Genomic DNA, 14,456 nt, shown 5'->3' on the forward strand with positions numbered 1-14,456 from the left:
GACCGGGCGGGCCGTCGGGGCCGGTGCCGGGGGTGCCGTCGGGGTCGCCGGGCGCGGCCGTGCCCAGCCGCCGGGCCAGCCAGAGCGCGTCGGCCACGTCCTCGGCGGTCGGCTGGAGCCCGCCCTGGCGCAGCTTGCCGATCAGCTCGTCCAGGCGCATCCCCGGCATCCGCCTCTCACCTCGTACGGTCGAGCGGTTGCATCAGCATCTCGGCGATCCGCTCCCGGGTGAGGCCCTGCGCGTGCGGATCGTGCTGGGTGAGGAACAGGGCGTTGAGGAGCTGGTCGGCGGCGAGCACCTCGCCGGGTTCCCGCTCCAGGAAGCGGCGGACGAGATCGCTGCCGGCGGCGACGCCGTCCGTGCCGAGGTGCGCCTCGACCATGGCGGTGAGCTGCTCCTCGCCGGGCGGGTCCAGTTCCAGCTGGACGCAGCGGCGCAGCAGCGGGGCGGGGAAGTCGCGTTCGCCGTTGGAGGTCATCACGATCACCGGGAACGCGGTGCACGCGACGCGCCCGCCGCGCACGGACACCCGGTCGCCGTCGTGCGTGAGCACCTCGACGACGGGTTCCCGGTCGGCCAGGCGTTCCAGCTCGGGGACCGAGAACTCGCCCTCCTCCAGGGTGTTCAGCAGGTCGTTGGGCAGGTCGAGGTCGCTCTTGTCCAGCTCGTCGATGAGCAGGACGCGGGGCTGCTCGGCGGGCAGGAGCGCGGTGCCGAGCGGTCCGAGGCGGATGTAGGAGCCGATCCCGGAGGCCGCGGCACCCCGGTCGTCGCCGCGGGCGCGCTCCAGCTGGACGTCCTGGAGGCGGGCTATAGCGTCGTACCGGTACAGGCCGTCCTGGAGGGTGGTGCGGCTGACGATGGGCCAGCGCAGCACCTTGCCCAGGCCGAGTTCATGGGCGATCGCGTACGCCAGGGTCGACTTGCCGGTTCCCGGGTTGCCGGTCACCAGCAGGGGCCGGCGCAGATAGAGGGCCGCGTTGACCGCGTCGACCTCGGCGGGCCGGGGCGCGTAGTTCTCGACCAGACGGCGGCGCACGCCGAGCCGGCGGGCGCTGCTGGGGTCCTCCGGACCGCTGTCCGCGCCGTCCCGGGAGGCGGCGAAGTCACGCCAGGGCGGCGGCGCCGGCAACCGTCGCATGCCGTCGTGCGGCTGACCCACTCCGCGGTAGATCCGCCAGTCGTTCACCTTGGGCTCCTCCCGGCTCTGGTGATCATGCAGCGGGCCCGGCCGTCCGACGTACGAGGCTACCGCCCGCCGGCCGCGCCCGCCGAGGTTCGCGGCGTATGCCACCCCCTCCCCCGTTCCCGCGAACATCCGTACAACTCAACAGAGTTGACAGGGCGTCCTGCGGGAGCGGCGGGCCGCCGACGGGTCAGCCCCCGGGCGCGGCGAGCGGCGGCGGTCGCATGCTCTCCGTCCCGTACGGCGGCCGGTCCGGCGGCGGATCGAACAGTACGGCGATCTTGCCGCGCAGGCCGTGCGCCCGGGCGGTGTCCGGGTCGGCCAGGCGGATGCGCAGGTCGCGGACCGGCCCGTGCAGTCCGTCCGCGTGCCCGGCGAGGCCCAGCAGGTCGGCGGCCTGCCGGTGGAAGTCCCCGCACTCGTCGTGATCATGCAGATCGCGGCGCCAGAGCACCACCGAGTGCCCGGAGCGCAGCGCGTCCCGCATCGCCGCGTAGCCCTCGCCGCTGCCGACGGGACCGCAGTAGACGGGCACGGACGCGTCGCTCATCGCCGACAGGGCGCCGTAGTACGGGAACCTGCCCCCGGCCCGGACCCCCGGCGGATGCCCCTCGGCGGCGGGCCGTCCGTGCAGCGTCCCGTGTGCCAGCGGTCCGCGCAGGACGCCCTTCCAGCGGCGGCGCCACTCCGGGGAGGGCGGCAGGCCGTTGCGCCGGACGTCCCGGACGACGACGGTCCGCCGCATCCCGAGCGGCAGGGCCCGCTCGTCCACGTAGTCGTCGTCTTCGTCGTCTTCGTCGTCTTCGTCGCCCGGGGTGGCGCACGGATCGGGGAGCAACTGCCAGTCGTCCACCGGGAGATCGAACAGCTTGCGGGGCAGGAAGACCTCGATGGCGGCGAGGTGCTCTCCGTGGTCGCCCTGGTTCAGGGCCTTGGCCAGCGGCTCCCGCAGCACCTGGGCCAGCTCCTCGGCCCGCACCCCCCGGTCGTCCCCCTCGACCGGTGTGACGTCCTGCCCGCCGTAGATCAGCTGCACGCTCCAGGGGTGCCGGCCGTAGGTGGCCGGGCCGACCGTGACGAGGACGTCGGTGCGGGTGTCCGGGGACGGGGCGAGGAGGGAGGGGACGGTGACGCGCGGCTGGACCGCGTGGCCGCCCCCGGGCGGGTGGACGGACCCGGTGGCAAGCGAGGCCGTGCCGGGCTCGGTGGGTGACGGCGTGCCGAGGCGCTCCGGGGCGGACGGCGCTTCGGCGGCGGACAGCGCTTCCAGGGCGGGCGGCGCTTCGACGGCGGACGGAGTTTCGGCGGCGGGCGGCGCTTCGGCGGCGCCGACCGGCGTCGGCACGTCGACGGCTCCGCCCTGTGCCGCGACGGCCTGCGCCGCGGTCACGGCCGTTCCGTCGAACACGGGAACCGCGTCGGACGGACCGCCGGCCCGTACCGCTCCCTCGGCGCCCTCCAGCAGCGCGCGGATGGCCTCGCCGACCGCCCAGTGCCGGTGGCCGGCGGCCTGCCCGGCTATCCACGCGGTGAACGCCCGCAGCCGCTCCGCCTCCACCTCCCCCGCGTGCTCGCGCGCGGTCTTGCGGGCCACCCGGGCCGCGTACAGCAGTACGGCGTCCAGGTCGACGAGCGTTCCACCGCCGCCGGCGGGGTCCAGCATGCGCAGCCCGTGCAGCAGCGCGGCGCCCTCGCGCCAGGTGCGGACGTTCCGCAGCACCAGCGACGGCAGCCGTTCGCCCCGCACCTGCTCCTTCACGTCCTCCACGAGATGCACGACCTCACCCGCTCCGGCCGGCGGCGGCAGGTGCGCGAGATGGCCGTAGAGCCGTGTGCGCAGTTCCGTGGTGATCCCGGAGACGGAGGGCGCGTGACCGGGCAGGGCGGCCTGGACGGCGGTCCAGTGCGGGTACGGCGAGGGGGTGCCGAGGAGGCCCGCGTGATGGAGGTCGTGGGCGCGCAGCACCTCGCGCACCGCGCGCCCGGCCTCGCGCGAGTCCAGCAGTTCGTACAGCGCGGTGACCGGGACGGCGACGCCCTCCTCCCGCCGGCGCCCTTTGATCACGCCGATGACGGAGCCGTGGCGCAGGTCGAGCACCGGTCCGCCGGACAGTCCCCCGATGGGCAGGATGCCGGTCAGCAGCAGGGCGCGGGCGTCGGAACCGGCGAGTTCGCCGCTGCCCTGCCGGATGCCCAGCTCGCCCGTCTGCACCGACCAGCCGTAGAGCCCGAGCGGGGTGAGCGGGCCGGCTTCCCGGTCGCCGAGCCACAGGCAGCGCACCTCGTCGGCACCGGTCACCCGGACGAGCGCGAGGTCGGGGAACGGCCACGGATCCCGCGCCGGTCGCCCGGTCTCGGGCCGGGGCGCGACGACGACGGCCGTCCCGGTGCCACCGCGCGGCTCCCAGGCGCCGTCGGCGGTGCGCTCCTGCCAGGTCACGCTCAGGGCGCTCTCCCCTCGGCACACCGCGGCTCCCCCCTTTCCCACGACGTGGGCGCAGGTCAACAGCCAACCCGGGGCGACGAAGAACCCCGACCCCCAGTACGCGTCACGGTCCGTTGCATACCCGTCACCCCACGCGCCGATGCGCGCGAGGGAGGGGCGCACCATCTCGTCGAAGGCGCTCATACGGTGCCGGGGGCCGGGGACTGCGACGGTACGACCGCGCCGCCCGCCGCCGCCGGGCCGGCGCCGTCCGCCGCCGTGGCCGGTTCGGTCCAGGTCAGGGACACGGTGAGGGAGGAGGTGCCGCCGCCCTCGGCGATGGCGCTCACGATCTTGCCGGACTGCGCCGTCAGTTCGATCCCGAAGCTGACGGAGACCTCGACGGGGGCCGGTGTGTCCAGACCGGCGCGCAGGGAGCGCACGACGCCACCGACCGTGCCGGCCAGTCCCCCCGCCATGTCGATGACCCGGTCGCCGAGCCCGGTGTCCCAGTAGCCGCCCTCGTCCAGCGCCTCCTCGGCGGCGGCGCTGATCCTGGCCCAGACGACGGTTCCGTCGTCCAGGCGTACACGTTCGATTCCTCCGGCCATGACGCCCCCGTTCGCCGATGGGAGGAGAAGGCTAACTCCCGGGGAGGGAGAGGGGGAGGGGAAGAGGGGTGCCGGCGCGGGATACGGCCGATGATCGCCCCTGCTCGCCCGCTGGTTCTCCTGGTCCCCCGCGCGCTCGCGCTCGCCTACTCTTCCTCTTCGTCGTCGAGCCGCGCGAGCCAGGTCGCCAGCCGCTCCACGGGCACCTCGAAGTCCGGGTTCAGGTCCACGAACGTACGCAGCTGCTCGGCCAGCCACTCGAAGGTGACCTCTTCCTCGCCACGCCGCTTCTCCAACTCCTCGATACCGCGGTCGGTGAAGTACATCGGTGCCCATCTCCAGCAGAAACGTCAGCCTGACAACAACTCCCACCAGCCTATGCCGCCGCCGGGGCCCGTCCGGGCGGCGGGCGGGCCGCGGTCGCGGGCGTGCGGGCGGGTCGCGGGTCCCCCGAACGAGCGCCTTGACTTCCGGGAGGCACGATATATCGTGAGTCTCAGAGAACGCGATATGGCGTGTCGCGACACGTGCCCCGCCCGGCCGAGGAGGCCCCATGTCCGAGTGGTCCGTCACCGAACCCCAGAAACTGACCTTCGACACCCCCGTGCGCGACCTCCAGGTCCGCATCGTCAACGGCACGGTGAACGTGGTGGGCACGGACGAGGGCTCCGCCCGCCTGGAGGTCTCGGAGCTGGAAGGCCCGCCCCTGGTCGTCACCCAGAACGGCACCACGCTCACCGTGGCCTATGAGGACCTGCCCTGGAAGGGCTTCCTCAAGTGGCTCGACCGGAAGGGCTGGCGCCGCAGCGCCGTCGTCTCCCTCGCCGTGCCCGCCGACACCCGCGTCGAGGTGGGCGTGGTCGGCGCCGCCGCGGTCGTCTCCGGCATCCGCGGCCCCGCGGTGATCAAGGGAGTGACCGGCGACACCACCCTGGTCGGGGTCTCGGGCCAGGTCCGCGCGGACACCGTCTCGGGGAACCTGGAGGCCCAGGCGGTCACCGGCGACCTGCGGTACCACTCGGTCTCGGGCGACCTGACCGTGGTCGAGGGCTCCGGCCCGTCCGTGCGCGCCGACACCGTCAGCGGCTCCATGATCGTCGACCTGGACCCGGACGGCCCCACGGACATCGGCCTCACCAGCGTCTCGGGCGAGATCGCCATCCGCCTGCCGCACCCGGCCGACGCCGAGGTGGAGGCGAACACCGCGAGCGGCACGATCTCCAACGCCTTCGACGGCCTGCGGGTGCACGGGCAGTGGGGAGCGCACAAGATCACCGGTCGCCTCGGCGCCGGCACCGGCAAGCTGCGCGCCACCACGGTCTCCGGCTCCATCGCCCTGCTGCGCCGCCCGCCCCGGGACGACGACGAGAGCGCCCACTGGGACACCGAGCCCCACCCGGCCGGCCCTTCCCCCGCCACGCCGGGAGACAATTCCGTCTCCGGCCGGGACGCCACCGGGGACCCCACCGGCCCCACCGCTTCCACCGGCGACCCGGCCGACGGCACGACCGACAAGAAGGTGCTCTGACATGCCTCCCGTCTTCGCCCACGGCCGCCTCCGCCTGTACCTGCTCAAGCTGCTCGACGAGGCCCCGCGTCACGGATACGAGGTGATCAGGCTTCTCGAGGAGCGCTTCCAGGGCCTGTACGCCCCCTCGGCGGGCACGGTCTACCCCCGCCTGGCCAAGCTGGAGGCGGAGGGCCTGGTCCGGCACACCACCGAGGGCGGCCGCAAGGTGTACGCCATCACGGACGCGGGCCGCGCCGAACTGGCCGACCGCAGCGGCGAGCTGGCCGACCTGGAGCTGGAGATCCGCGAGTCGGTCGCGGAGCTGGCCGCCGAGATAAGGGCCGACGTGCGCGGCGCGGCCGGCGACCTGCGCCGCGAGGTGCGCGCCGCCGCGTCCGAGGCCCGCCGGGGCACGAAGGCGTCCGGGGCCGGGTACTCCTTCGGGGAGAACGGCGAGGCCGGCGAGAAGGAGGCCTGGAAGACCGCCAAGGAGGAGATGCGCCGGGTCAAGCAGGAATGGAAGGAGCAGGCGCGGCGCGCCAAGGACGAGAGCCGCCGGGCCCGCGAGGAGGCCCAGCGGGCCCGCCGCCAGGCCCAGGAGGCGCAGGCGCGGGCACGGGCCCAGGCGCAGGAGGAGGTGCAGCGCATCGCCCGCCGGGTCCAGGACCGCGTCCAGGACCACTTCACACGCGGCGACTGGCCGACCGGCGTCCGCGAGGGCCTGACGGAACTGGCCAAGGAGCTCGGGGACTTCGGGAAGGACTTCGGGAAGGATCGCGGGAGGGACTCCGGCACGGACTGGGCCTTCTCCCGCCCCGCCGAAGAACCGCATCACACGTCCCCCGGGGAGGACTTCCCCGCCGACTACGAACCCTCCTGGGCCCACGAGGACACCACCGGCGACCCGGCCCGCGACCTGGACCGCCTCCTGGACCGCTTCCGCGACGACATCCGCGACGCGGCCCGCGACCACGGTGTCACCCCCACCCAGCTCCAAGAGGCCCGCCACCACCTCTCCACGGCAGCGGCCCGCATCTCGGCCCTGCTCCACGCCCCGAAGCGCTGACACCCCAGCCGGTCAGCCGGACGGACGGGCCGGGCCGGCGGGTGGGCGGAACGGAAGACACCGCCGCGGCGGAGCCGACGCTCACCCGCCGGCCGGCCGGGTCGCCGGGCAGACCCTCGACACGCCCTCGAAGGTCACCCCGTGATCCGCCAGCACCTCCCCGGCCACCCCCGGCAGCACAGTGAGCGCCAGCAACAGATGCTCATCGCCGATGCCCCGGTCGCGCCGGGCCAGCGCAACCCGCAACGCCCGCTCCAGCACCTCCTTCGCCCCCCGGCCGAAGCCGGGCCGGCGCCCGGCGGACGGCCACGCCCGCCGGCCCCCGCCCCGCACCCGGTCGCCGGACATCGCTCCGACGCCGTGCGCCTCCTCCACCCGCGCCACGATCTCCGACACGTCGATGCCCAGCCCGGCCAGCGCATCCGCGTCGGCCCGGGTCAGCCCGGCCCGGCGCCGGGCCTCCGCCACGGCCCGCCGTACCCGCTCCCGCGCCTCCGGCTCGGCGAGCCCGAGGGCAGCCAGCGCGAAGGAGGCCCGGCTGCCCTCGCGGTCGAGAAGCGCGAGCAGCAGATGCTCGGCATCCACGGACCGCGCCCCGCTCTCCTCCGCGTACGCCGACGCCCCCTCGACGACCGCCCGGGCGTCCTTCGTGAACCGCTCGAACATCAATGCCTCCCGTACTTCTTGTGCACGGCCTGCCTGCTGACACCCAGCTCCGCGGCGATCTCCTGCCACGACCAGCCCTGATTGCGCGCGCTGCGCACCTGTACCGCCTCCAGCTGCTCCAGCAGCCGGCGCAGCGCGGCCACGGCCCGCAGTCCGACCCGCGGGTCACGGTCACCGGCGCGCTCGGCGAGATCGGTTGCCTCACTCATGATGTCAATCTAGGTTGACAGCGAGCGGTCGTCAACCTTGGTTGACAAACAGGCCACGCGAAAGGCGGGCCCGGAACCCCGGACCCGCCTTCGCCCACTCAGCCCGACAGCCCCTACGACCTCAGGAGTTGGTGAGCACGATCTTCCCGAACTGCTCTCCGGAGGCCAGCCGTTCGAAGCCCTCGCGGGCCCGGTCCAGCGGCAGCTCCTCGTCGATGACGGGCCGTACCCCCGTCGCGGCGCAGAAGGCGAGCAGGTCCTCCAGCTCGTCCTTGGTGCCCATGGTGGAGCCGACCACCTTCAGTTCCAGGAAGAAGATCCGGGTCAGCTCGGCGTGCGAGGGCCGGTCCCCGCTGGTGGCACCGGAGATGACGAGCGTCCCGCCGGGCCGCAGGGACTTCACGGAGTGGGACCAGGTGGCGGCGCCCACGGTCTCGATGACGGCGTCAACCCGCTGCGGCAGTCGCGCCCCCGGCTCCACGGCCTCCACCGCGCCCAGCTCCAGGGCCCGCTTCCGCTTGGCCTCGTCCCGGCTCGTGGCGAAGACCCGCAGCCCGGCGGCCTTGCCGAGGACGATCGCGGCCGTGGCGACACCTCCGCCCGCGCCCTGCACGAGGACCGAGTCACCGGGTCGCACGCCGGCGTTGGTGAACAGCATCCGGTACGCCGTCAGCCAGGCGGTCGGCAGACAGGCCGCCTCGGCGAAGGACAGCTCCTTCGGCTTGGGCAGGATGTTCCAGGTCGGCACGGCGACCTGTTCGGCGAAGGTGCCCTGGTACCGCTCGGTGAGGATGGAGCGCGGCTCGTCGGGGCCGACGCCGTGGCCGGTCTGGCCGATGACGGAGTGCAGGACGACCTCGTTGCCGTCCGCGTCGACCCCGGCGGCGTCGCAGCCGAGGATCATGGGCAGCCGGTCCTCCGGGAGGCCGACGCCCCGCAGGGACCAGAGATCGTGGTGGTTGAGGGAAGCGGCCCGCACCGTGACGGTGCTCCAGCCGGGACGGGCCTCGGGAGCCGGGCGCTCCCCCAACTCGAGGCCGGTGAGCGGCTGGTCGCGGTCGATTCGGGCGGCGTAGACAGCGAACATGCTGCCGACGATAGGTGCGCGGCGCAGCCGGCGGAACCAGGCCCCCCTGTGACACATGCCCTCTTGCGCAACGGCACCCGTGCGGCGCACGAGCACCGGCACCCCCGGGCGACACCTCCGCACCGCGCCGTCCGAGCACCCGGGCGGACGTGCCGTGGGTCCAGAAGACTGGGTCCAGAAGACTGGATCCAGAAGACTGGATCCAGAAGAACGGCCCCGTCCAAGCCGGACGGGGCCGTTCAGCACAGCTCGGCGCGCGTCACTGACGGGCGACGCCCTCCGCCCGCGCGGCAGCGGCGACCGCCGCCGTGACGGCGGGAGCGACCCGCTCGTCGAACGGGGACGGAATCACGTAGTCGGCGGCGAGATCGTCACCGACCACCGAGGCCAGCGCCTCGGCGGCGGCGATCTTCATCCCCTCGGTGATCCGCGTGGCCCGCACCTGGAGCGCGCCCGCGAAGATCCCGGGGAAGGCCAGCACGTTGTTGATCTGGTTCGGGAAGTCCGAGCGCCCGGTGGCGACGACGGCGGCGTACTTGTGCGCGACGTCCGGGTGCACCTCGGGGTTCGGGTTGGCCATCGCGAACACGAAGGCGCCCTCGGCCATGGAGGCGACGGCGTCCTCCGCGACCGTACCGCCGGAGACGCCGATGAAGACGTCGGCACCCGCGAGGGCGTCCTCCAGCGAGCCGGTGAGGCCGGCCTTGTTCGTGAAGCCGGCCAGTTCGCGCTTGACCGGGGTCAGGTCCTCCCGGTCGGCCGACACGACGCCCTTGCGGTCGGCCACCGCCACGTCCCCGATGCCGGCCTCGACCAGCATCTTGGCGATGGCGACACCGGCCGCTCCCGCGCCGGAGATGACGGCCCGCAGCTGACCGATCTCGCGCCCGCTGAGCCGCGCCGCGTTCCGCAGCGCCGCGAGCGTCACGACGGCCGTGCCGTGCTGGTCGTCGTGGAAGACCGGGATGTCGAGGCGCTCCTGGAGCCGGCGCTCGATCTCGAAGCACCGGGGCGCCGAGATGTCCTCCAGGTTCACTCCGCCGAAGGAGGGAGCGAGCCGGACGACGGTCTCGACGATGTCGTCCACGTCGGTGCAGTCGAGCGCGATCGGCACCGCGTCGACGCCGCCGAACTGCTTGAACAGGATGGCCTTGCCCTCCATCACGGGGAGGGAGGCCTGGGGACCGATGTTCCCGAGTCCGAGCACGGCCGTACCGTCGGTGACGACGGCGACCACGTTGGACTTCCATGTGTAGTCGTTGACCAGCTCCGGCGTTTCCGCGATCGCGGTGCACACGCGCGCGACGCCGGGCGTGTACGCGAGGGAAAGGTCGTCCTTGTCGCGGACCGGCACGGTGGCCTGCACGGCCATCTTGCCGCCGCGGTGCAGCGCGAACGCCGGATCGAAGGAATCGAGGGGCTCCGCCCCGCCGTCCTGGTCCGTTGTGCCGTCGCTGCGAGGATTGACGATCTCCGCTGCCACTTTGTTTTACCCCTTAGGTATGCATGGTTTGAGGGTCGACCACTCCTGGTGAGGGGTGGGCGGGCACCGCGTACGGCTCGATTGCGGATACGTACGAGCTCATACGCGACGGGCGCGCCGCACACGCGCCCTGAGCCCCGGATGAGGGGTGTAAAGAACCTTCTTACCGGACGGACGGCGCCCGCGACGAGTCCATTAGGTGCAAGGTCACATCCCGGAACCTGAAGGCGACACGCAGATGACGCGCGACCAACGGATCGGAATGGCCCGAAAACGCCCAAGACCGACCGATGAGGCGGGCGGAGGAGTGACCACATCCTGAGACACGCCGAAGATTTTCCGGCCGGAGCGCTGGATTCCCGCAGATGTTCGGGGGCTATGGACCAAGGATGTACCGACCTGATGCGGTTCGGGGGTCACCCGTTATCCGATTTTGACATAGCGACGCCCCTGAATGGCGTAGTCCGAATGGCAAGATGCCGTAAACCCACGAGGTCGCGACACCCGAAGGTGTGTGTTTCCGTCGACCCATCGGCAACTCTTCCCATCCGCCGGAGGAACCACGATGACCGCAAGCTCCACCCGTCGTACGACCGCAGCGCGCTCCCGTCTGGCCGCGGCCGGTGCGATCGCGGTCGCAGGGGCCCTGCTGCTCACCGGCTGCGGTGACCAGACCAAGGACAAGAACGAGAACTCCGGCAGCGCCTCCGCGGGCAGCGCCCCGCTCGCCGACAAGCTCCCGCAGGACATCCGGAGCAAGGGCAAGATCCGGGTCGGCTCGGACATCGCGTACGCCCCGGTGGAGTACAAGGACTCCGCCGGCAAGGTCGTCGGCCTGGACCCCGACCTGGCGGCGGCCCTCGGCAAGCAGCTCGGGGTGACGTTCGACTTCCAGAACGGCACCTTCGACGCCCTGCTCACCGGTCTGCGCTCGGACCGCTACGACATCGCCATGTCGGCCATGACGGACAACAAGAACCGTCAGGAGGGCGTCGACCCGGACACCGGCAAGAAGGTCGGTGAGGGTGTCGACTTCGTCGACTACCTGACCGCCGGTGTCTCGATATACACCCGCAAGGGCGACACCAAGGGCATCACGTCCTGGGACGACCTGTGCGGCAAGAAGCTCGCCGTCCAGCGCGGCACCACCTCGGAGGACCTGGCCAAGCAGCAGGCCAAGAAGTGTCCGAGCGGCAAGAAGCTCGCCATCGAGGCCTTCGACGACAACCAGCAGGCCCAGACCCGGCTGCGCTCGGGCGGCGCGGACGCCGTCTCCGCCGACTTCCCCGTGGCGGCCTACGCGGTGAAGACCTCCGGCGGCGGCAAGGACTTCGAGATCGTCGGCGACCAGGTCGAGGCGGCCCCGTACGGCATCGCGGTCTCCAAGAAGGAGACGCAGCTGCGCGACGCCCTCCAGGCCGCGATGAACGCGATCATCAAGAACGGCGAGTACCAGAAGATCCTCGAGAAGTGGGGCGCGCAGGACGGCGCCGTCAAGGAGTCCGTGATCAACGGCGGCAAGTGACCCGCGAGAACCAAGCGGCCGCTGAGAGGCAATTCCCGTGACTGACATCGACAAGACGGCGGGGCCGGTGGACACGCCCCCGGCCGGCGCGGAGGCCATCAAGGCCATTCCGGTCCGGCACTACGGACGCTATGTCTCCGCCGTCATCGCGATCGCGCTCCTCGTCGCGATCATCTACGCGTTCGGCCAGGGCAGGATCAACTGGCACGCGGTACCGGACTACTTCTTCGACGACCGGATCCTGACCGGTGTCGGCAAGACCCTCCTGCTGACGGTCCTGTCGATGCTGATCGGCATCGTCGGCGGCATCGTCCTCGCGGTGATGCGGCTGTCGAAGAACCCGGTGACCTCGTCCATCGCCTGGTTCTACATCTGGTTCTTCCGCGGCACCCCGGTCCTGGTCCAGCTGTTCCTCTGGTTCAACCTGGGCCTGGTCTTCGAGTACATCAACCTGATGCCGTTCTACAAGGACTACTGGTCGAACTTCATGACGCCGCTGCTGACGGCGCTGCTCGGCCTGGGTCTGAACGAGGCGGCGTACATGGCCGAGATCTGCCGGGCGGGCCTGCTCGCGGTGGACGAGGGCCAGACCGAGGCGGCCCACGCGCTCGGCATGAGCCACGGCAAGACCCTGCGCCGGGTGGTCATCCCGCAGGCGATGCGCGTGATCGTGCCGCCGACGGGCAACGAAGTGATCAACATGCTGAAGACGACCTCGCTCGTGGCGGCCGTCCAGTATCCCGAGCTGTTCCGCTACGCCCAGGACATCGGCCAGAACTCCGGTGCCCCGGTGGAGATGTACTTCCTCGCCGCGGCCTGGTACCTGATCATGACCTCGGTGCTGAGCGTCGGCCAGTACTACATCGAGCGGTACTACGCCCGCGGCTCCAGCCGCAGCCTCCCGCCGACCCCGTGGCAGAAGGTCAGGGCCCACCTGACGACCCTGTCGAGCAGGAAGGTCACGGCATGACCGACAAGCTGAGCAAGACGCAGGACAGCCGGCCGCGGACCACCGTCCCGATGGTCAGGGCGCAGGGCGTGCACAAGTCCTTCGGCCATGTCGAGGTGCTCAAGGGCATCGACCTGGAGGTCAAGCCGGGCGAGGTGTTCTGCCTCATCGGCCCCTCCGGTTCCGGCAAGTCGACCTTCCTGCGGTGCATCAACCACCTGGAGAAGATCAACGCCGGGCGGCTGTACGTCGACGGCGAGCTGGTCGGCTACCGCCAGCAGGGCGACAAGCTGTACGAGCTGCGCGACCGCGAGGTCGCGATGAAGCGCCGGGACATCGGCATGGTCTTCCAGCGCTTCAACCTGTTCCCGCACATGACGGCCGTGGAGAACGTCATGGAGGCGCCGGTGCAGGTCAAGGGCGTGAGCCGGACGCAGGCCAGGGAACGCGCCATGGACCTGCTGGAGCGCGTGGGCCTGGCCGACCGGGCCGGGCACTACCCCTCGCAGCTCTCCGGCGGCCAGCAGCAGCGCGTGGCGATCGCCCGGGCGCTGGCGATGGACCCGAAGCTGATGCTGTTCGACGAGCCGACCTCGGCCCTGGACCCGGAGCTGGTCGGTGACGTCCTGGACGTCATGCGCGACCTGGCCGAGTCCGGCATGACCATGGTCGTCGTCACCCACGAGATGGGCTTCGCCCGCGAGGTGGGCGACAGCCTGGTGTTCATGGACGGCGGTGTGGTGGTGGAATCCGGCCACCCGCGGGACGTCCTGACGAACCCGCAGCACGAGCGGACGCAGTCGTTCCTGTCGAAGGTCCTCTGACGCTCCGCCGACGCTCCGCACGGCGAAAGGGCGGTACGGCTCCCCGTACCGCCCTTCGCCGTGTCACGGGCCGTCCCCGGACGGGGTGGCCGCCCCGGCGGCGGCTACTTGAGGGCGAGCAGCAGGGTGTCGGAGGGCGAGCACCACACCGGCCGGGCCTCGCCGAAGCCCTGGGCGAGCAGGGTGCGCGCGTGCCACGCCGCCGACGGCATGTCGCCGTCCGCGTGTTCGCCGTAGATCTCGAAGCGGCGGGCGGTCGGCTCGGCGAGGACCGGGTCCTGGGCGGCCAGTCGCCACCAGTCCGCCCAGTCCAGGGCGCCGTCCCGCCTGGCCTGATCCATGCGGGCGTGGCGCTGGGCGCGCTCGGCCGCGTTGATCCGGGGCGTGGTGTCGTCGATCATGTGGTCCGCGTTCATGAAGACACCGCCGTCGCGGACCAGCCCCGCGACCTGACCGTAGAGGGCCGCGAGGGGTTCGCTGTGCAGCCAGTGGAGGGCCGTGGCGGTCAGTACGGCGTCGTAGGAGTCGTACGGCAGCCGGGCCGGCCAGTCGGGGTCCTTGAGGTCGGCCGTGACGAGGCGGACCCGGTCGTCGCCGGCGAAGGTGCCGTGCGCTATGGCGAGCAGCGCCGGGTCGAGGTCGACGCCGGTGCTGGTGGCGTCGGGGAAGCGGCGCAGCAGCCGGGCGGTGATGCTGCCGGTGCCGCACGCGAGGTCCAGCACGCGCGGGGCCGTACCGACGAACGCCTCGACCATGTCGAGCATGATCCGGAAGCGCTCCTCGCGGTCCGGCATGTACCACTCCTGCTGCCGGTCCCAGCTCTCCTGCCAGGCCGCCCAGTCGGTTCCGGTACTCGTCGTCATGGAACACCGACTCCCCTCGGTTCGCGTAATACCCTGGAAGCACGACCGGCT

General features: G+C 72.2%; 14 protein-coding genes. 5 read left to right on the top strand and 9 right to left on the bottom strand.

All coding sequences use genetic code 11. From position 1 onward, the window contains the following. Positions 1-176: 176 nt before the first annotated feature. The 4 genes from ABZV94_RS11010 to ABZV94_RS11025 all read right to left on the bottom strand — a co-directional run bounded on the left by ABZV94_RS11010 (position 177) and on the right by ABZV94_RS11025 (position 4,549). Complete coding sequence (locus ABZV94_RS11010; protein WP_356339544.1) at positions 177-1,190, bottom strand: MoxR family ATPase; 1,014 nt, start codon at positions 1,188-1,190, stop codon at positions 177-179. A 187-nt stretch (positions 1,191-1,377) separates the two neighbouring features. Continuing rightward, a complete protein-coding gene (locus ABZV94_RS11015; RefSeq protein ID WP_356339546.1) occupies positions 1,378-3,816 on the bottom strand; it encodes a trypsin-like peptidase domain-containing protein in 2,439 nt (812 codons plus the stop codon). After that, positions 3,813-4,223, bottom strand: coding sequence for a CU044_2847 family protein (locus ABZV94_RS11020; protein ID WP_356339548.1), 411 nt, complete (start codon positions 4,221-4,223; stop codon positions 3,813-3,815). The genes ABZV94_RS11015 and ABZV94_RS11020 overlap by 4 nt, the downstream gene beginning before the upstream one ends. A gap of 146 nt (positions 4,224-4,369) precedes the next feature. After that, entirely contained in the window at positions 4,370-4,549 is a 180-nt protein-coding gene (locus tag ABZV94_RS11025; RefSeq protein WP_356339550.1) for a DUF6104 family protein, read from the bottom strand. 227 nt (positions 4,550-4,776) lie between these two features. On the opposite strand from ABZV94_RS11025, the gene ABZV94_RS11030 reads away from it, so the two are divergent. After that, on the top strand, positions 4,777-5,751 hold the full coding sequence (locus ABZV94_RS11030) for a DUF4097 family beta strand repeat-containing protein (protein ID WP_356339552.1): 975 nt from the start codon (positions 4,777-4,779) through the stop codon (positions 5,749-5,751). 1 nt (position 5,752) lies between these two features. Then, the gene (locus ABZV94_RS11035; RefSeq protein ID WP_356339554.1) at positions 5,753-6,799 is read left to right on the top strand and encodes a PadR family transcriptional regulator; all 1,047 of its coding nucleotides are present in this window, start codon (positions 5,753-5,755) and stop codon (positions 6,797-6,799) included. Positions 6,800-6,880: 81 nt separating this feature from the next. Here ABZV94_RS11035 and ABZV94_RS11040 read toward each other — a convergent pair whose 3' ends face one another. The 4 genes from ABZV94_RS11040 to ABZV94_RS11055 form a co-directional block, all read right to left on the bottom strand. Further along, on the bottom strand, positions 6,881-7,465 hold the full coding sequence (locus ABZV94_RS11040; protein WP_356339556.1) for a Clp protease N-terminal domain-containing protein: 585 nt from the start codon (positions 7,463-7,465) through the stop codon (positions 6,881-6,883). Continuing rightward, entirely contained in the window at positions 7,465-7,674 is a 210-nt protein-coding gene (locus ABZV94_RS11045) for an HTH domain-containing protein (RefSeq protein WP_014674937.1), read from the bottom strand. Before ABZV94_RS11045 ends, ABZV94_RS11040 begins: the two co-directional genes overlap by 1 nt. A 121-nt stretch (positions 7,675-7,795) precedes the next feature. After that, on the bottom strand, positions 7,796-8,761 hold the full coding sequence (locus tag ABZV94_RS11050) for a quinone oxidoreductase (protein ID WP_030992977.1): 966 nt from the start codon (positions 8,759-8,761) through the stop codon (positions 7,796-7,798). A 259-nt stretch (positions 8,762-9,020) separates the two neighbouring features. Further along, the gene (locus ABZV94_RS11055) at positions 9,021-10,244 is read right to left on the bottom strand and encodes an NADP-dependent malic enzyme (RefSeq protein WP_356339558.1); all 1,224 of its coding nucleotides are present in this window, start codon (positions 10,242-10,244) and stop codon (positions 9,021-9,023) included. 565 nt (positions 10,245-10,809) lie between these two features. Here ABZV94_RS11055 and ABZV94_RS11060 point away from each other — a divergent pair. From ABZV94_RS11060 to ABZV94_RS11070, 3 genes are read left to right on the top strand one after another with little or no spacing between them, the layout of a single operon-like run. Beyond that, positions 10,810-11,769 (top strand): ABC transporter substrate-binding protein, encoded by a 960-nt coding sequence (locus ABZV94_RS11060; RefSeq protein WP_356339560.1) that lies wholly within the window; start codon positions 10,810-10,812, stop codon positions 11,767-11,769. Between the two features lie 37 nt (positions 11,770-11,806). Continuing rightward, positions 11,807-12,739, top strand: coding sequence for an amino acid ABC transporter permease (locus ABZV94_RS11065; RefSeq protein ID WP_356118263.1), 933 nt, complete (start codon positions 11,807-11,809; stop codon positions 12,737-12,739). A gap of 50 nt (positions 12,740-12,789) precedes the next feature. After that, positions 12,790-13,542 carry an amino acid ABC transporter ATP-binding protein gene (locus ABZV94_RS11070; RefSeq protein WP_356339665.1) on the top strand — a complete coding sequence of 251 codons (753 nt, stop codon included), beginning with the start codon at positions 12,790-12,792 and terminating at the stop codon, positions 13,540-13,542. Positions 13,543-13,646: 104 nt separating this feature from the next. On the opposite strand, the gene ABZV94_RS11075 is transcribed toward ABZV94_RS11070, so the two are convergent. After that, positions 13,647-14,405: a class I SAM-dependent methyltransferase gene (locus tag ABZV94_RS11075; protein ID WP_356339562.1), complete on the bottom strand. Its 759-nt coding sequence runs from the start codon at positions 14,403-14,405 to the stop codon at positions 13,647-13,649. Between the last annotated feature and the right edge of the window lie 51 nt (positions 14,406-14,456).

Source organism: Streptomyces sp. NPDC004658, assembly GCF_040609555.1.
Classification (GTDB): Bacteria; Actinomycetota; Actinomycetes; order Streptomycetales; family Streptomycetaceae; genus Streptomyces.